At 47.8% G+C, this 18259-nt stretch carries 14 protein-coding genes; 2 read left to right on the top strand and 12 right to left on the bottom strand.

Features of this window, described 5'->3' with window-relative positions; all coding sequences use genetic code 11:
- Positions 1-349 precede the first annotated feature (349 nt).
- The 7 genes from MKY42_RS05525 to MKY42_RS05495 all read right to left on the bottom strand — a co-directional run bounded on the left by MKY42_RS05525 (position 350) and on the right by MKY42_RS05495 (position 10138).
- Entirely contained in the window at positions 350-2782 is a 2433-nt protein-coding gene (locus MKY42_RS05525; protein ID WP_179265688.1) for a glycoside hydrolase family 6 protein, read from the bottom strand.
- 551 nt (positions 2783-3333) lie between these two features.
- On the bottom strand, positions 3334-4443 hold the full coding sequence (locus tag MKY42_RS05520; RefSeq protein WP_339849401.1) for an efflux RND transporter periplasmic adaptor subunit: 1110 nt from the start codon (positions 4441-4443) through the stop codon (positions 3334-3336).
- A gap of 66 nt (positions 4444-4509) precedes the next feature.
- Positions 4510-5874: an ABC transporter permease gene (locus MKY42_RS05515; RefSeq protein WP_339849398.1), complete on the bottom strand. Its 1365-nt coding sequence runs from the start codon at positions 5872-5874 to the stop codon at positions 4510-4512.
- Positions 5871-6575, bottom strand: coding sequence for an ABC transporter ATP-binding protein (locus MKY42_RS05510; protein ID WP_339852734.1), 705 nt, complete (start codon positions 6573-6575; stop codon positions 5871-5873). The genes MKY42_RS05515 and MKY42_RS05510 overlap by 4 nt, the downstream gene beginning before the upstream one ends.
- 235 nt (positions 6576-6810) lie before the next feature.
- Positions 6811-7968 carry a hypothetical protein gene (locus MKY42_RS05505; RefSeq protein WP_090893753.1) on the bottom strand — a complete coding sequence of 386 codons (1158 nt, stop codon included), beginning with the start codon at positions 7966-7968 and terminating at the stop codon, positions 6811-6813.
- The gene (locus MKY42_RS05500) at positions 7965-9428 is read right to left on the bottom strand and encodes a HAMP domain-containing sensor histidine kinase (protein ID WP_090893751.1); all 1464 of its coding nucleotides are present in this window, start codon (positions 9426-9428) and stop codon (positions 7965-7967) included. The genes MKY42_RS05505 and MKY42_RS05500 overlap by 4 nt, the downstream gene beginning before the upstream one ends.
- Positions 9425-10138, bottom strand: a complete 714-nt coding sequence (locus MKY42_RS05495) for a response regulator transcription factor (protein ID WP_090893749.1) — start codon at positions 10136-10138, stop codon at positions 9425-9427. Before MKY42_RS05495 ends, MKY42_RS05500 begins: the two co-directional genes overlap by 4 nt.
- A 207-nt stretch (positions 10139-10345) precedes the next feature.
- On the opposite strand from MKY42_RS05495, the gene MKY42_RS05490 reads away from it, so the two are divergent.
- Both MKY42_RS05490 and MKY42_RS05485 read left to right on the top strand, forming a co-directional pair.
- The gene (locus tag MKY42_RS05490; protein ID WP_339849390.1) at positions 10346-10822 is read left to right on the top strand and encodes an RNA polymerase sigma factor; all 477 of its coding nucleotides are present in this window, start codon (positions 10346-10348) and stop codon (positions 10820-10822) included.
- Between the two features lie 223 nt (positions 10823-11045).
- Positions 11046-13838, top strand: a complete 2793-nt coding sequence (locus MKY42_RS05485; protein WP_339852731.1) for a chitinase N-terminal domain-containing protein — start codon at positions 11046-11048, stop codon at positions 13836-13838.
- Between the two features lie 103 nt (positions 13839-13941).
- Here the strand turns inward: MKY42_RS05485 and MKY42_RS05480 are convergent, their stop codons facing one another.
- The 5 genes from MKY42_RS05480 to MKY42_RS05460 form a co-directional block, all read right to left on the bottom strand.
- A complete protein-coding gene (locus MKY42_RS05480; RefSeq protein ID WP_339849388.1) occupies positions 13942-14355 on the bottom strand; it encodes a hypothetical protein in 414 nt (137 codons plus the stop codon).
- A gap of 237 nt (positions 14356-14592) precedes the next feature.
- On the bottom strand, positions 14593-15399 hold the full coding sequence (gene phnE / locus MKY42_RS05475; protein ID WP_179265693.1) for a phosphonate ABC transporter, permease protein PhnE: 807 nt from the start codon (positions 15397-15399) through the stop codon (positions 14593-14595).
- Positions 15396-16259, bottom strand: a complete 864-nt coding sequence (gene phnE, locus MKY42_RS05470) for a phosphonate ABC transporter, permease protein PhnE (RefSeq protein WP_257031555.1) — start codon at positions 16257-16259, stop codon at positions 15396-15398. The genes phnE (MKY42_RS05475) and phnE (MKY42_RS05470) overlap by 4 nt, the downstream gene beginning before the upstream one ends.
- On the bottom strand, positions 16256-17056 hold the full coding sequence (phnC, locus tag MKY42_RS05465; protein WP_024628881.1) for a phosphonate ABC transporter ATP-binding protein: 801 nt from the start codon (positions 17054-17056) through the stop codon (positions 16256-16258). Before phnC ends, phnE (MKY42_RS05470) begins: the two co-directional genes overlap by 4 nt.
- A gap of 173 nt (positions 17057-17229) precedes the next feature.
- Entirely contained in the window at positions 17230-18213 is a 984-nt protein-coding gene (locus MKY42_RS05460; RefSeq protein WP_339849380.1) for a phosphate/phosphite/phosphonate ABC transporter substrate-binding protein, read from the bottom strand.
- Positions 18214-18259: the final 46 nt, after the last annotated feature.

Below are 18259 nucleotides of genomic sequence, written 5' to 3'. Positions count from 1 at the left end.
TCACACACCCTATTGGGGCGTAAAACTCCAACGATGAATTCTAACGAACCTCAGTAACCTTATTCGGACCAAAACGGGGCTATGCGAGTCAAACTCCACCCAAATTCACTAAATAGCGTGTCTAGAATTCGTTAGAATTTCCAACTTAACCAAATCACCTATATAGCCTTCGCTCTGTTCGTTATAAAAGAAAAAGGGCTGTCGCCACAGATCATTTCCATGATCAGAGGACAGCCCTGCTTCATACGTCCGCTTACGCATCCCTAATTTCGGATCTTCAAGCGGCTCTTAAACACTTCCATCAGCGAACTTCATTTTTCACAACCGAACCAACTGTATAACATTCCTTTTAAGGCTCAATGCCCCAGACCAGAGTATCGCCTTTGTAAAGGGTCACCTTGTTCCAATCCTGATAGGATGTTTTGGTTGGATCGAAGGAGTAATCATTACTCTCGTCAAAGTTGGACCAGTCTGTTTTGTACATCCGAAGCTGGATGTCTCCAGTCTGTCCACCAGCCTGAATGCTGCCAGCGCCAGATGTGAAACTCAGTTCCACATAGGAGTCGGTGAATGTGCGCTGGATGTTGGCTCCACCAACTTGAGCGTAATCGATAGCAGAATCCATTGCAGCAGAGCCTTCTTTGGAGAAGTAATACCGGATCTTCAAGTCACTCAGATTCACAGCGGTGCTGCCCAGGTTTTTGATGTTGAAATACGGTTTGATCTGGCTATCCAGAGCATTGGTATCTCCCGCACGATATTGCAGAACCAGATCACTGGTCGGAACAACTACACTTTGCGGTGTTGCAGAAGCTGCCGCAGAATTGGCACTTTCCCCGGCAGCGTTCACGGCACTAACCACATAATGATAGGTCGTTCCATTGGTCAGACCTGTATTCGTGTAGGATGTGCCGCTCACGCCAGCAGCAACCGTAGTGAAGGGACCCGATGCACTCAACGCTCGTTTCACGTTATAACCTGTCGCTCCTGCCGAAGCCGCCCAGGACAAGCTGATTTGAGCATTGCCTGCCGTAGCTGTCAGCGCTGTTGGTGCGGCAGGAGCAGTCGCGCCTGCAACCGGCACAGCACTTTTTACAGTCGAGTTTGCACTTTCACCCACGGCATTCACGGCGCTAACCACATAATAGTAGGTTGTCCCGTTCGTCAAGCCTGTATTGGCATACGATGTGCCGCTCACATTGGCAGCAACGGTTGTGAATGGACCAGAAGCACTCAGCGCCCGCTTCACGTTATAGCTCGTCGCTCCTGCGGAAGCCGTCCAGCTCAGGGAAACCTGTGCGTTGCCTGCAGTCACAGTCAGTGCTGCCGGAGCTGCTGGAGCCGTCGTTTCGCCACCTCCATTATTGCTGGCCGGAAGAACAGGGAATGCATTTTGCACCAGCATGACGAATTGATCATGGAACCAGTGGCCAGATACCGGAGCGTTAGGCAGTGCACCCGTCAACACACCATCACGAGTTGTAAAGGTAGGATCACACATCCGGTCAAAGCCCTTGCCTTCATTGTTCGGAATTTCCGAACTGGAACCGTCGGATTCACCCGGAGGCTTGACCCACACATATGCATCCAGATGAGCTGGTCCTGGTGCTGCCTTCGGTGCTTCACCTATGCCTGCTCCACTGGCATTACACCAGTTCCCCCGATGCTCCCGGCGATCTACACGTCCGGAATTCACATAATCGTTGATGTTGCTGCCCGTAGCCGATGCAGGACGGTTAACCCCGCCCCAACCATTCCGGCTGGTATCAATCAGGAAACCTGTGCTGCTTGGCCAGCCAGCTTGTACGAAATCGGCATACAGCGCAGCGGTGAAATCGGTTTCGTCAAAATAAGGATTCCACTCATAGAACTTGGCGGATTTAATCGGTTGTCCACCGATATTGAGATCCGGGTTGGACAGGTTCGGCTCTCCCAGCGGTGTCGTGTTCGCTGTATTCGTAATGAAGCCATCCGCACTGTTCAGACCTGCAGCTGTCCCTTGCACAACACTTGTATACAGCGCGACTGCTGCAGAACGGTTGTTATCCCACCCAAGCCAGCCGGAGTGGCCGATATCCAGATAGTTGTACACATTCGGAATGGCGTGCAGCTTGTCCAGTGCATACTTCACACCCGCCTCATAGATACCTGTTGAACTGGCTTGGCCACAAGCTGGTGTACTCAGGTTGGTCACAAGGTTAGGCAGACTGTCCGGTTCAATGACTGCAATAATGCGAATATCTTGATACTTCGGATCTGCGAAGATATCTGCGATCACATCAATATAATCCGTTTTATACGTCTGCAGGGCCGCCTGTGTTAGTGGAAGTTCACCATTGGAGGCCAGTGCATGACAATCCCGCCCAGGCAAGTTGTAAATAACGAATGAAGCGGTAATGGGAGTACCTGCCTTCTTTTGCGCCAAGGCGGCATCCAGATGCTGCTCCACACTTTTGCGTCCGGCATTGTCTGTTCCACCATTAATGGCGGCAATACGGTCGATCCAGACTGCTGTTGGATAGGATTTGACCGTTTCCATCTTGGCTTTTAGCGCTGCATCACTGGTGAGAGCGATGGACGTATCTACGAGAGCGGAATAATCCTGGTTTAAATACGATGTAGCTCCGACAAACGGATTATCCACATGGGCTTCAGCCGCCTGAGTTACTCCTGGAGCCATGCCCGGGAAAATCCCTGCCGCGAGCAGCGTTGCTGCCAGCATTTGTTTTACACTTCTGCGAAGCACCTTTCCGCCTTTCGATAAGGTTTTCGATCTTGTCATTAGGGTACCACCTTTCCTGTAATTGGATTGGGTATATACTCATGTCTGATCCTCTGTGTCGGCAAGATGCTATGCACGGTAGAGAACGTATAGATGAGCTGTAGGAACTTCACCTCCATGAATGTAGTTCAATTGGGGCAAGCTAGGTCAACAACAATAAGGTGTGAAACAAGAAACAGAAATGATGGTGTCTTACACTGAGGTTAAGTGACAAAGCAAGGGGGTAACATCTGTAGGTGTGTGCGGGTGATCTTCGGTGAACGGCTTTCAAGGCATTGCTCAGACTTTAATAAAGTAAGCGCTTACTTATGAGGTTTTAAAAAAAGGCTTACCCTCGATACAAACCTCACATCGCGTGTCCACCTCCTTATGAATCGATTATACTCCATGTAAATATTACTGTAAATTGAATTTATTAAAATTTATTATATTTAATTCCATAAATCATGCAGGAATTCCGATATGTCCCTCCCCAAGCCAGAAAAAAGGCCCATCACGGGCTGATCCCCCGTAATGAGCTATTTCACATGGCATATTCTCATGCTCTCTTTTTATGGAAGCACCACAATATCTCCCGGTTTCAAACCGTTCAGTACTTCGGTCTTGTCATCTGTCTCGATGCCTGTTTGAATACTCTGCTGTGCATACTGCCCGTTGCCCTGATCCAGCATTACATATGCCGTATCCTGATCTCGCATGACCGCCAGCGTGGGAACGACCGTCGCTTTCTCCTTGCGCAGCGTTTCAATCTTGCCTTCCAGACTTAATCCACCGATCAGCTTGGCGTTTGGCTTCAAATCAATGACAATATCGAATTGGGAAGGCTGCTTCAGATCTGTTTCCGTTCCCTTTTTGGCAAACCTGGCGATTTTGCTGACCTTTCCGGTTAACGGAACCTCCTTATTGCCCGTCATATGTACGCTTACAGGCATGCCTGTTTGGATTTTGAATAGCTCCTGCTCGCTAATGGTCGCCACAAATTGTAGTTTGCCCGTGTCCACAATGGTACCCACATACTGACCTTCGCCCACCATCCGTGTCTTCGTCTCCGTATCGTTCATCAGAAATACACCGGATACCGGGGCGTACACGGTCGATAAACCAATCACCGCTTTCTTGGCCTGAACCTCCTGCTCCTTTACAGCGATGGATTCCTTGTTCATTTCGTTGGTCAGTCGTTTGGTTTCCCGCTCGGCGAAGGCTTTCTTCCGTTCTTCCTCGGTAACCCCCAATTGCTCGGGACCTTCACCCTGAGTAAGACCAATCTCATTCAGTTGAGCTTCCAGTCTCGATTTCTCAATATCGGTCTCCAACTGCTGCACTTCCGTCTGCAATGCTTTCGAATCAAGCGAGAACATGACGGCTCCCTTGTGAATGGGCTCCCCGTTCTCCACATTCCACTGCTTTATCTTCGAGGCAAAAGGAGCGTAGACATCCGTCTGTTTGGCATAGGCCGACTTGCCTTTGACCTGAATTTCCTGCGTAATCGTCTCCTGTGTGACTTCAAATGTAATAGGCTGCGGGGCCTCGATGGGCGCTTCGGGTACCGGTTTATATTGCTGGTACAGAAAGTATCCAGCGCCTGCGAGAAGTCCGATCATGATGATTCTCTTTATCCATTTGCTTATTGCCGAGTTCTTCATTGCCGTATGTCCCTTCATTGAATCTGTCTGTTGATTCTGTCTGTTCAATCCCTAAACTTTGCTTCCCCTGTATCTCTGTTTTATTTATGCCGATTTAATCACCTGCAACGCATTTGTACGTGAGGCGCTAATCGCTGGATAGATTCCCGAGAGTACTCCGGTTAACACCGCAAACGCTATACCAGCAGGCAGGGCCGACGTCTGAATAATTACTTGAAGAGGTGTACTTGCCTCCATCGAAATTTGCCCTTGGAGCAGTCCATTGACCCCCTGGATGGCTCCGTAAGCGATGAAGACACCCACAATGCCGCCCAACACTCCAAGTACAGCAGCTTCAGTAATGAACATCTGTCTGATCTGCCACAGATTAGCTCCCAGCACCTTCATGACGCCAATCTGTTTGCGGCGCTGATGCGTGGACATGATCATTGCAACGATAATGGACAGCGAAGCCAGCAGCATGACGAATATGCCAATGCCCATAGCAGCCTTCTGATACATGCCGAGCTGCTCCTTCATCGCCTGCTCCTGATACAGATTGCTGTCTGTCATCAGTGTCAGCTTCTTAATCTGCGCCTGCACCTGTGCCACATACTTTTTGTCCTCCACCTTCACGAGCGCCGAGTTCAACCGTCCTGCTGCGGCGGCCTGTGCCTGACTGCTCTGGAACTGTTCGGCGAGCATCCGTGCGGTTTCGAGGGAAACATAGACCTTTTTGTCATACATGGCATTGTTCTCACTCATGCCGGCAGGCACTTTCAGCACACCCGTCACTCGCAAAGGCGAACTTGTTTTGGCTTTGGACGAATCATTCATGTCCTGATATTTCAGGTTAAACTGTGCCTGAAACAGCTCGGTTTGGGTAGACATCAACGTCATATACTGCTGTAGAAACTCGTCATTAAACGAATCCTCCATGAGCTTGTTGTTCAGTTCGCGTATCACCTCGGCGTCTACAAGCCCGAAGGTTGCACCGTAATTCACAATAGCGGCTCCGCTGATCCCCGATGCCCCGCCTTTGTCAAAACGGTAGCCAAAACGACTCAATGATCCAAGCTCTGTACCGATGACTTCCACATTGGAGCTTTTGCCATCCAATGTAGACATCTCCAGCATATCCAGCTTCAGCATCGGAGCAACGGCGACAACATGCGGAAGGCTGGCAATAATATCGATTTTTCGAGCCGTTAGCGCTCCTCGTTCGAAGGTGGGCGTCTGCCCATTGTTTCCGCCCGAACCGATTCCCTCATTGGGAGACACCGTAATCTCATCCATTTTGTAATTCTCGTTTAACGTTTTTTCACCATAGACTTGTACCGACTGCCCCACACTTAATGCGATAATCATGGCCGCACAGCCGATGGACAGACCAATCATGCACAGTAGAGTAACCACCTTCCTGCGCACAATCTGTCCCCATGACATTCGCAACACATCCAGAACTCTCACAACCGCTCTCCTTGCTCTATTGCCTTGGACGGGCCACTTTCCACCAAGCATCCGTCCTGCAATGTAATGACAACCTGCATCTGCTCCGCCACTTCAGCCTCATGCGTGACAATAACGAATGTTGTATGCATCTCCCGATTCAGCTGTTGCAAAATGGAAATAATCTCTTCCTCCGTTCGTGTATCCAGATTCCCGGTAGGCTCGTCCGCGAATATGACGGACGGCTCCGTAATCAGTGAACGCGCAATGCTGACACGCTGCTGCTGCCCTCCCGATAGCTGGGAAGGGAATAATTCGGACTTGTCGACAAGGCCAACCTGTTCCAGCAGGTGCATCGCCTTTTGCTTACGCTGTGATGGGCGAATGCCCTGAAATACGAGCGGCAGCTCCACATTTTCCCGAATGGTCAGGTTCGCCAGCAGCTCATACGCCTGAAAAATAAAGCCAATATGTGTCCGGCGAAATTCCGCCAGTCGGTTCTCACTCATACGTACAATATCCTGATCTGCAATAAGGATCTGGCCTGTGTCGGGCTTCATCAGACCTGCCATCAGATGCAATAACGTCGACTTTCCTGAACCGGAGCTTCCCAGCAGTGCAACCATCTTACCCTTACCCACGGATATGTTAATGTCCTGCAATACGGGAACAGTCCCTTGTGCATTGCGGAACGTGTGTGATACCTGTTCAACTCGCAGCATGAATCCGGCTTCCTCTCTCATCGATGTAATAGAGGTAATTATAGCCATCAGATGTATCGGTCCAATCTGGACTTGTATCCAATTTGTAAAATCAGTCTTCAACCAAATTGAATCAAATGGAGATCTGGGGATTTATGAAAATGCCCGCATAACAAAGAGCCCTATGGGTTCAGTCCTTAACATAGCGACTTCATTCCATAGGACCCTAGTATCTGAGCATTCCATATTCACATCTTTACCAAGCACGGAAGCTAAACCGATATAACTCGCTTTTTTCCATGGAGCTTCCGACAACAAAAAGATTGCTGTCATTCCATTTCAACTTGATAAAATAATTGATATTCCGATAGATAACTGTATCCGACCCCAGCTTGCGGTCATTCAGATAGGCAATGTGCACTTCGTTCTTCTGTCCTTCGAGCGTCAAAAAATAGGCAATGCGGGACTCCTCCTCATCCAGATCGAAGCTCCAGATGGGACCTTTGACCAGCAGCTCAAACTTCTTGGTATCCGCTCGATATCTGTACAATCCTTGTTCGTCATTGATCATGCCCTGAATCAGCATATCCCCATTCTTCAATACCTTAAATTGCTGGATATCCTGGGCAGGAGTGTATGCGGTGATATCATTTTTATCGTTAAGAGAGAAGCTATAGACGGCGTAATTTTCTTTCAGTTTGACCAGCACATACACCCGTGATAGATCCCGGCTGATCTCATATAAATCCAGCATAATCAGGGTATCATCCGTACTTGAAATGTTGCTCGTCTGTGCAACCTTGGCAGCTAACTCATCATAACTGTACAATTCATGTTTCTTTCCTGTCTTTAGCTCCACCATGTTGAACACCAGATCATCATATCCAATGTAGGATTCATTGCCTACAAAGACGCGTGAATAGGAGTTGTCATTCTTCAGCTTGCGATGTTCTCCTGTTTTCAAGTCATATTCATAGGTTGTCTTCTGCGCCTGAGTCGATCGGTACTGTGAATAAATCAGCTTGTTCTTATCCGGACTCAGGGTAATGCCATACTCTGTATTGGTGGCGATGTCCTTCAAGAGATTATCATCCATATGCAGCTGTGACAGCTTGATCCCGGTATAGGAACGATCCGGTCGATTCAATATGACTGTGTTGGAATCAGCTACCTCAAAATCATAGATGGCAAAGTCATTGGGCAGCTTGGTAGCCGACTCAATCTGAATGGTGCTGCTTGGCGGCGGGGCGAGGCGGCTGTTGAACTGTTTATCCGGCAGAATGACGGTTCTGGGCTTCCCATGTCCAATGCTGAACAGACTACCAATGCCAAAAATACCTCCGACAAATACAATCAGCAAACCGGATAACATAAGCATATCGCGATGTCTGCTCCAAAATCCTCGTTTCTTCATACGTCCCATTCTCCAGGCAGACTGATATTCACCTGTGTTCCCTTGTTTAATACACTCTTCATCTCCACCGTTCCCCCATGCTGCTCCACCGTGTTTTTCACAATTGACAAGCCCAGCCCGGCGCTTCCCTTCTCTGTCCTGTTCATCCCGTTATCCCGATAAAAGGGTTCAAATACATGCTTCAGCGCTTCCTCCGGAATGCCTTCTCCTTCATCACGAATCAGTATGGCTACCGAATCTCCCAGCCGAAACGATTGGACCTGAATGATGGAATTCACATTCCCGTATTTGACCGAGTTATCCAGCACATTCAAAAAAACTTCCTTGAGCTTGTTCCAGTCCCCCTGGACATACAGCAATTCTTCCAGTTCATAGCGAATGCCAATATTGTACTTGCCCGCCTTGATGGACATGTCTTCGCAGGCTTCCCGAATAATATTCGATACATTTACCCGCTCAAAACGGAAGGTCTGAATCGGTGTGGACGATACGGTCACTTCCAGGATATCCGCAACCATGACGTTGAGGCGTTGGCTCTCGTTGATAATATATTTCAACCCTTTATCGAAGAACGCTTGATCCGTAAATCCATTATCCCGCAAAATCTGGGCATACCCCAGTATCGTGGTCAGCGGTGTCTTTAATTCATGCGTCACATTGTCAAAAAAAACCTTGTTGCGTGCCTGCAAATGCTTGACCTCATCCCGTTCTCTCTCAATCACGTCAATCTGCTCCTTTACCCGAGCAATCATGACCGTAAAGCTAGAAGCCAGCTCTCCAATCTCATCCTTCGTGGAGATGTGGATGTCTGCATTCAGGCTGCCTTGTGCAACTTCTGCTGAACGTTTTGTCAGCACACGAATCGGCTTCGTAATCTGGCGTGAAATAAAGACAGATCCTATGAAAACAAACACAAAAATGACGGCTGCAAAGCCCTTGATGGTGTTCTGAAAGCGCAGATGCCGTTTGAATAGATCCGTATAATCCCTTTCCAGCTGGATAATGCCAAGGATACTCCCCTCCGACAGCACAGGGAAAGACAGATTCCCTGTTACTCTGCCTTTGTCCACCACGGTTGTATAGGCGATCTTTGATTTCATGGCAGCCTGTAGATCAGAGGTTTGAGCAGCAGCCAGCTTCGCCTCCGCACCCGTGCTGCTAAAGGGATTGCCATCAGACCGATAGACCCTGACCTTGCCGCCTACTGCGGAGCCGATCTGTTCTGCGAGGTCCCGATTTCCTGTTCCCAGGGAGTCCTCACTAATCCGTTTGTTATGAATCAGGAAGTATTGATTGAGCGCGATATCCAGATTTTTTTTGGATTGCACCATGTCCTCCTGCACTTCCCTGTACATGTTCTCCTCACCCACTTTATTCGAAATAATGAGCAAGGCCGAAAAACCAATAAATACGATGACCGAGAAAAGAACGACCATTTTGAACTGGATCGTCCACTTCATGTATGCACCTGAATATTCAGTTTGTATCCTACGCCGAAAACCGTCTCGATAAGTGAAATCCCCTGCTCCCCACTATCCAGCTTCTTGCGGATTCGCTGAATATGAATATCTACCGTCCGGGTATCTCCGGGAAAATCAAATCCCCATACTTTATCCAGCAACTCGGACCTCGTATGTACTTTGCGGTGATGGTTGACCAAATATAAGAGCAGATCATACTCCTTATTGGTCAGTCCGGCGCGTTCCCCATCTTTCCAGACTTCACGCTCATCCTTGCGGATCTCAATATGTCTGCCAAGCCGCACCACTTCATAAGACTGATTCTCCAGCGTCTCGCTGATTAGATCAATCCTACGGAAAATGGCCCGAATGCGAACAACTACCTCACGAATGTCGAATGGCTTGGTAATATAATCGTCTGCCCCCAGCTCCATGCCGAGCACCTTGTCCAGCATATCGGACTTTGCCGTTATCATAATCACGGGAATCTTTGAATTCACAGAAAGTTGTCTGCACACATCGAATCCGCTCATATCCGGCAGCATCAGGTCCAGCAGGATCAAGTCTGGTCTGGACTCTCTGAGCAAATCCAGGCCCTCTCTGCCTGTTGCTGCTTCGGTCATCTCAAATCCTTCCTTGCGCAAAGAATAGGACAGGATATCGCGAATGGACTCTTCGTCCTCAATAATCAAAATCTGTTTCGCTCTCATGATGAATCTTAATCTCCCTGCTCTATGAATTTCATCTGCTTTATATTTTGTATCTCTGCTCCATGATTGAACAGAGGTTCACCGAAAATGTTACAACTCGGATACAAGTCTGGCGTCTTTGGAAACATCATCCCTATATACTATGGAACATAGAGAACAAACCAGACCGGAAAAGGCCAGATCGGTATCCAAAGGGGAAAACATCACGTGAACAAAACAACCATTCATGATGCTTATGTAAACTATAAATCAGAAGTGACACGGTATCTATCTCAGATCGTCAAAAATCAACAGGATGCAGAGGATCTCACGCAGGAGTGCTTCATTCGAATGATGAATGTATCGGCAGACATTAGGGAAGACCGGCTACTCTACTACCTCAAAAGAATTGCCCGTAACCTCGCCATGGATACATTCCGCAAGCGAACCCGCACACTAAGGCGGGACAGTAGATTGGAGATGCAGACCTATCACTGTGATACCTCCGAGTTGGAGATTTCCGAAGGTGTTAACGACCTTGTGTCGGTCATTAACAATACTGAACATCGCAAAATTCTTGAATTACGCGTGATTCACGGGTACAGCATCAAGGAAACCGCACAGCTCGTCAACCGCAGTGAAGGCATGATCAAATCCTCGGTATTCCATGCCGTCAATCGTATTCGGGCCAAAGTCATCTCATAAGAGATGGCTTTTTTCATGAGCAGAAATGACGTGAAATCAACATCTAATGTTAGAAAGTATCAAAATTTGATAGATGGAGCATGACAAAGGACTCATTTTTACAAAAGTCGAGTTCGTTTTTACAAATTGTTATGACTATGTGAGATTTTGGTGTGTTAGAATATGGACGAACTCATGTTTCAACTAATATTTGGGAGGGATTTGGTTGGGTAAATTGACACGTATGCGAGGAGTATGGGTAAAATCACTCCTGGCATTGTCCATGGCATTGCCGCTTCAGATCGGATTGTGGAACGGAGATGCAACGGTTCAGGCCGAATGGGCAACAGACCCTGCACCGTTCATTCAAGCGAAGGTTGTTAACGGAAATGCAGGCAAGAAAGTACTGTTCGACAATACTCATGCACAGACAGCCGGAGCAGCTGACTGGGTCATTGACGGAGGCTTTTCTGACTTCGGCAATGCACTCGCGAATGATGGATATTATGTAAAGGAACTGCGCAAGACCACTCCTTTTACCTACGACGATCTGAAAGAATATAACGTGTTTGTCATCGCTGAACCCAATGTTCCCTTCAAAACAACAGAACAGGCAGCCATGAAAGAGTATGTAGAAAAAGGCGGCAGCATCTTCTTTATTGGAGATCACTACAATGCTGACCGTAACAAAAACCGCTGGGATGGTTCTGAAGCGATTAACGGCTATCGTCGTGGCGCGTTTGAAGATCCAGCCAAAGGCATGAGCACAGAGGAGCGTAACTCTGAGGCTATGCAGAATGTAACTAGCAGCGACTGGTTGTCCGATAATTTCGGCGTACGCTTCCGTTACAACGCATTAGGCGATATTAACGCCACTAACATTGTGCCTGCTGGACAGGCATTTGGCATTACGGAAGGTGTATCTGCTGTAGCCATGCACGCAGGATCTACACTTGCGATCACCGATCCAACAAAGGCTAAAGGTATTGTATACCTGCCGAAAACGAATGCAGCTTGGCCGAACGCTGTTGACCAAGGCGTATACAACGGCGGTGGAGTTGAGGAAGGTCCTTACGTAGCCGTATCCAAGCTGGGTGCAGGTAAAGCAGCGTTTATCGGGGATTCCTCTCCGGTTGAAGATGCTTCACCGAAGTATCTGCGCGAAGAGACCGGTGCTCGCAAAACAACGTATGACGGCTTCAAAGAAGTGGATGACGGCAAATTGCTGGTCAATACCGTTAACTGGCTTACTACGCAAGAAAATTACACTAGCTTGACTCAAGTAAGCGGACTTCAACTGGATAATGCAACAGCATTGCTTCCGTTCGAACAACCTGCTGCTTCCACAGAACCACAGGCTGAACCTTGGGCCGCACCAGCTGCAGGATACAAATGGTATGATCGTTCCACATTCAAAGCAGGTTCTTATGGTGGACCAGCTTCAAGCGCGAACGCTTCCTACAGCTTCGTGAAGCAGGAAACCCTGCCTAATGCGGAGGATTTCCAGATCCGTGTGGTTGTAGAGAACATGCCTGCTAACACAACCGTTTCCGGTTACAGTGCAGGAATCTATCTGACGGGCGGAACACAGGTCGCCATGATTCAGAATGAAAGTGGTACATGGCCGACTTCTTACGGATATAGCTCCAACTTTAGCGTAACTTCCGACAGCAAAGGTCGCGCAATCAAGGACTTGAATGTCCGCATTAAATCAGGTACAACGGGCGCTGCCAGCCTGCGTCTGCGTCTGAACGGCAGCAACCTGATCACGACTGCAGTTACCGTCGGCAATGTTCCGGCTGAGCAGCTTCCGGAAGAAGAAGGACCAATCCCGGCAACGATCAGCATTGCTGATGCACGCACCAAAGCAGCTGGTTCAACGGTTACAGTTGAGGGTGTCGTTACTACAGAGCCAGGTGCTTTTGGTGGACAATCCTTCTATCTTCAAGACACAACCGGCGGCCTTTATGTTTTCCAAAGCACTGGCGGCTTCCACGCTGGAGATGTGGTTAAAGTAACAGCAGCAACGGCGCTGTACAACAGTGAATTTGAGCTTACGGATATCGTAGCGATCGAGAAAACGGGTACAGCCTCCATCCCTGCTGCCATTGAAGTGCCAGCAGTTACGGCTGCAAACCAAGGTCAACTCGTTCAATTGAAAGAAGTAACTGTTGAGAACATCATTAGTGCAACACCGGTAGGTTCGTTTGAATTCGATGCAGTTGCAGCGGACGGAACAAGCACGCATGTACGTGTGGATACACGCACAGGTGTAACGCAAACGTCCTTCCCTTATGCAGCAGGCGATAAGATCAGCGTGACAGGTGTTGCCGCTATTTTCAAAGATGTATTTCAACTGAAGCCTAGAAGCTTGAACGATTTCGTAGCAGTTGAAGAAGGCGGCGAAGAAGGACCTTCTACGCCAGCTGTTGGCGCACCAGGTAAACCGGCGCTTACATCCAACAATGGTTACAGCAACGGTCTGTCCGAAGGATCTTATACCGTTACGATGAACCTTTGGTGGGGTGACAATGGCACTAGCTATAAGTTGTATGAAGATGGCGTGCTGATTGATACACAAAAGCTGACTGACGCTACCCCAGCAGCACAATCGGCCCAAACAACGATTAGTGGCAAAGCCAATGGTACGTATACTTATGTGGCTGAGCTGACGAACTCCAAGGGCACAACTCGCAGTGAAGCACTCACTGTAAAAGTAGCAAATGCTGCCCCTGGCAAAGCAGTTCTCTCCCAGGACAATTGGGATGGGGACGGCAACTACAAAGTGACGATGAATCTGTGGTGGGGAACAAACGCAACAGAATACCGTCTCTATGAGAACGGTCAATTGATCGATACCAAAGCACTGAACGCAGTAACACCTAATGCCCAAAGCGCTGTGACAGATGTATCCGGTCACGCGAATGGAACGTACACGTATCGCGCCGAGCTGATCAATGCAGCGGGTGTGACAAGCACGGAAACGATTACGGTACAAGTAACGAAATCCGCTGTATCTTTGCCAGCAGCAAGCTAGGTCTCAATAAGGAATGACTAACGTTTAACCAAGCATAGAAAAAGCGAAGCAAGTTTCCCGGGACTCCAGGCACCTTGCTTCGCTTTTTTGCTGTTTTTTTCTGTTATTTTTCTCTTAAGATGAAATTCTCTTCAAAGTTGTTACCATTCATATCTGTCCACTCAATGACAATAGTTTGGTCTTCATTCCTACTAACCTGTGAACCTCGTGTTCGCGTTATAGGAAAATTTATCGATTTCGAAGTTAAATCGCTTTCCTTTCTAATTATACTTCCTTCATTGATGCTAATTTTATAATCTTTAATATCTTCTAAATTATCTTTTTTATCAAATATAGTATAGGCTCCATTTTCTTCTCTTTCATTTGTTACTGTCGTATCTAGCTCGCCTCTCCAATTTTCACTCTCTCCCATGAGATTAATTCTTGTTTGCATTTTTGAACAACCAGTGAGAGACATGCCGACTATTAAAATAAGTATAGATATAGAGACCCATAATACGTTATTGTTTTTTCTCACAATTTACCTCCATTACTAAATTTATAACTATACAGTATCATAAGATGAGTCTACTTCTAAAACAGTAATTTCATATAGACTCAATATTTTGCTGATATTAACTTCCTATATAATGCAAAAAGCAGCACCTGCTATTGCATGGGCTGCTCTTCCTATAGAACACCAACGGAGTGAAACATATCCATCATGTTCTTTATTTTATTCCTTGATTAGCAAGCAAACTTTACCTTTACTTCTCTATACCAGCTTCTTGCGAATATACCCCGAGATCAAATCGATAATCGTAATCATCACGATAATACCCAACAGGATAATCCCTACTCGCGGCCAATTCCGCGTACTGAGGGCAAAGATCAGCGGGGTACCGATCCCCCCTGCCCCAATTACACCCAGTATGGTCGCAGAACGCACATTAATCTCGAACCGATACAACGTGTAGTTAAGGAATCCAGGCAAAACCTGTGGCAGTACAGCAAACCACAGCTGCTGCATGCGAGTTGCTCCGGAAGCGAGCAACGCTTCAGAAGGACCATAATCAATATTTTCCACTTCGTCAGCAAACAGTTTACCAAGCATCCCGATGGAATGCAGTCCAAGGGCGAGTACACCCGCGAAAGAACCCGGGCCCACCGCCTTGATGAACAGCAAAGCCATAATAATCTCAGGGAACGTACGGATAAAGCTGAGCACCATTTTGCCCGTACTCGATACAGGACGGAAGCTGCTCATATTCCGGGCAGACCAGAATGCAAACGGGATACATAATACGGCGGATATGACGGTACCCAGTACGGAGATCGCCAGCGTATCCAACAATCCTCGCAGCAAATCTTCACCCTCAGGCAGATAAACAAAGTCCCAATCCGGGGAGAAAACCCCAGCGATAATTGCCTTCATGATCTGACCAGCGGTTTCCTTCAAACCGGTAAACGGCACACCGGCAAGTGCCCATGCGTACACAAGTATAAGCAAGATTACAATAACCCAGCGAAGCGGGTTCTTCCGTGGTTTGCGCCGGATTACGCTTGTTTCATTTTTCATCATAACAATTTCTCCCGCAGCTTAGTACTTACATAATCAATGATCAGAACAATGACAAGGGTAAACAGAATGATCACACTCGTTTTGTCATATTCCAGGAATCCAAGTGTTGCTTCATAATACAGTCCGATGCCCCCTGCACCAACCAATCCGAGTATGGCAGCGGCACGTACATTAATCTCAAAGGCATACAGTACATAGGAAGTAAACTGGGCGGCCAGTTGGGGCACCACGCCATAAACAATCAGTTGAATCCGGTTCATGCCGACAGCCGTCATCGCTTCAAGCGGTCCCTGATCAATCGTTTCCAGCGTTTCGTAGGTCAGCTTGGCAATCAGTCCCACCGAGAAGACGGCGAGTGCCAATATACCAGGAATCGGTCCCAGTCCAAACACTGCAACGAACAGCGCCGCCAGCAGCAGGTCAGGCACGGTACGAATCAGGTTCAGTACGAAGCGAGCCGGATAGTAGATCCAACGGCTAGGCATTAAGTTGCCTGCACAGATGATCGAGACCGGAATTGCGATGATCGCACCGATCGTTGTACCGATCAGAGCCATACGGATCGTCTCCAGCATGCCCTGAACGATGTTGTCAAAGTAGCTCCACCGCGGCGGGAACATCTCACGCAGCAGATCCATCATGTTCGGCAAACCTTCAAACAGCTCACTGAAGCTGGCATCGGTCTGTCTTGCACTTGCCCACAAAAGCAGCAGAATGATGACTAGCGTGAGCAGATGCTTGGTACGCCCTGGTGGTTTGGGACGATGGACAGCCGAATTCGAGCCTGTGCCAGGACGCTTTCCCTTTCCTGATTCGTTCTGCAAGGATCCATCTATCGATACGTTTACGGGTTGCTTCATACCAGAACTTCTCCCCGCTGTTCCTGTACAGCCTGTTTATCCAGCAGCTCGTCTGCCAGAATAGGTCTGCCATAAATTTCTGCAAAACGCTCATCCGTTGCTTCGGATACCGGACCATCAAACACCACTTCGCCGGCACGCAATCCCACAATACGGGTCGCATACTCTCTGGCTAGATCAATAAAGTGAAGGTTAACGATAGTTGTAATACCGAGATCCTGGTTAATGCGTTTCAGATCATCCATTACCTGTTTCGTTGTGAGTGGATCGAGTGAAGCGACAGGCTCGTCTGCCAGAATGATTTTAGCTTCCTGTGCAAGCACTCGGGCTATGGCCACCCGTTGCTGCTGCCCACCGGACAACTGATCTGCACGGGAATAGGCTTTTTCTGCGATATTTACCCGTTCCAGTGCTCCAAATGCGAGTTCTGTATCTTCTTTGGGAAAACGACCCAGAATGGTACGCATCGTGGAATGATATCCCACGCGTCCAGCAAGCACGTTACGAAGCACACTGGAACGTTTCACGAGATTGAAGCTCTGAAAGATCATGCCGATATCCCGGCGGATCATGCGCAGTGACTTGCCATGAGCTTTGGTGATCGACTTGCCATTAATCAAAATCTCACCTTCACTGATATCATGAAGTCGGTTAATGGAACGCAGAAGCGTCGATTTTCCCGCACCAGACAAACCAACGACGGCAATGAACTCTCCTTGTTTAAATTTCAGATTAATATTATTCAGGCCCTTGGTGCCGTTAGCGTATGTTTTCGTTACGTTGTGAAGCTCAATCATGGCAGTAATCCTTCTTTCATTAATATGGTATTTCGCAAGGTCACGCTCTAATGGGACAAGCCAGCGCAGCGTATGTCACGCTGAACTGGCCTGCCCGCTGTACCAATGAAGTTATCCAATGAAAACATAATCAATGCATTGCAATCATTAGCGTTCTTTCTATTGACAGAAAACTACTCGGTTTTTACTTTCTCGCCGTACTCACGAACGATATCAAACTTGCTGTCATCAGACTCTACATAACCTTCATGTGTGTAGATTTCTTTGATAATTTCGTGACCTTGTGGATCTTTACCGATGTCGATGAATGCTTGTTTGATCTTCGCTGTCCAATCTGCATTCATGTCAGTACGTACTGCGATCGTATCGTTAGGAATGGGCTCAGTGAACGCCAGTACACGAGTATCTTCAAAAACAGTCGGGTAATCTTTCGCTACCGTGCTACGAGCATCTTGGAAAATCGCTGCTGCATCAACGTCGCCGTTCAGTACTGCCAGTACGCCTTGGTCATGGCCTTTAACCGTGATTGGTTGTACATCTTTCAAAGGATCAATGCCTCTGTCGAGCAACAGGGCTGCCGGCCATACATAACCTGCGGAAGAAGTTACGTTTTGGTAAGCGATTTTTTTGCCTTTCAGATCCTCAACGGATTGGATCGGCGAGTCTTTTTTCACAATAATCATGGATTTATACGAATCTGCCAGTTGCTCGGTTGGAGCGCCAGTCTCATCATTTACACCAAAACGTTGTGCCTGAAGAATAACTTCAGCTGCGCCTTTTTCTTTGGCAAGTACATAAGCCGTCGGAGGCAGGAAACCTACGTCCACTTTATTGGAAGCCATTGCTTCAATAATTGTGTTGTAGTCTGTGGATACGCTGACCTTCACCGGGATACCCAATTTGTCACCCAGCAGCTTCTCGAGCGGTTTTGCTTTGGCTTCGAGTGTATCTGCATTTTGTGATGGAACGAATTGTACAGTCAGCTCAGTCGGCACGTAACCTTCAGCGGCTTTGTCTGTCTCTGCCGTGTCAGTACTGGATGAATTCGAGCTCGTATCAGCCCCGTTAGCCGAACCTGTTGTACTACTGTTAGACCCACAAGCACTTAGAAACAGAACCAAAATCAACAATGGTAAAAATAAAGCAGACTTCTTCAAGCGAACACCCTCCAAAGAGTTTCTATTTTTCATTACTTGTCTACTA

This window comes from Paenibacillus sp. FSL W7-1088 (genome assembly GCF_037969855.1).
Lineage (GTDB): Bacteria > Bacillota > Bacilli > Paenibacillales > Paenibacillaceae > Paenibacillus.
This window is presented reverse-complemented; position numbering and strand designations above follow the sequence as displayed.

Coding starts and splice junctions, on each gene's coding strand:
- MKY42_RS05510 (WP_339852734.1), bottom strand. CDS start 6,575: ATGCTGCGAGTTGAACAGGTATCACACACGTTCCGCAATGCACAAGGG.
- phnC (WP_024628881.1), bottom strand. CDS start 17,056: ATGATTGAGCTTCACAACGTAACGAAAACATACGCTAACGGCACCAAG.
- phnE (WP_257031555.1), bottom strand. CDS start 16,259: ATGAAGCAACCCGTAAACGTATCGATAGATGGATCCTTGCAGAACGAA.
- MKY42_RS05495 (WP_090893749.1), bottom strand. CDS start 10,138: ATGAGAGCGAAACAGATTTTGATTATTGAGGACGAAGAGTCCATTCGC.
- phnE (WP_179265693.1), bottom strand. CDS start 15,399: ATGATGAAAAATGAAACAAGCGTAATCCGGCGCAAACCACGGAAGAAC.
- MKY42_RS05505 (WP_090893753.1), bottom strand. CDS start 7,968: ATGAAGAAACGAGGATTTTGGAGCAGACATCGCGATATGCTTATGTTA.
- MKY42_RS05520 (WP_339849401.1), bottom strand. CDS start 4,443: ATGAAGGGACATACGGCAATGAAGAACTCGGCAATAAGCAAATGGATA.
- MKY42_RS05525 (WP_179265688.1), bottom strand. CDS start 2,782: ATGACAAGATCGAAAACCTTATCGAAAGGCGGAAAGGTGCTTCGCAGA.
- MKY42_RS05485 (WP_339852731.1), top strand. CDS start 11,046: ATGCGAGGAGTATGGGTAAAATCACTCCTGGCATTGTCCATGGCATTG.
- MKY42_RS05500 (WP_090893751.1), bottom strand. CDS start 9,428: ATGAAGTGGACGATCCAGTTCAAAATGGTCGTTCTTTTCTCGGTCATC.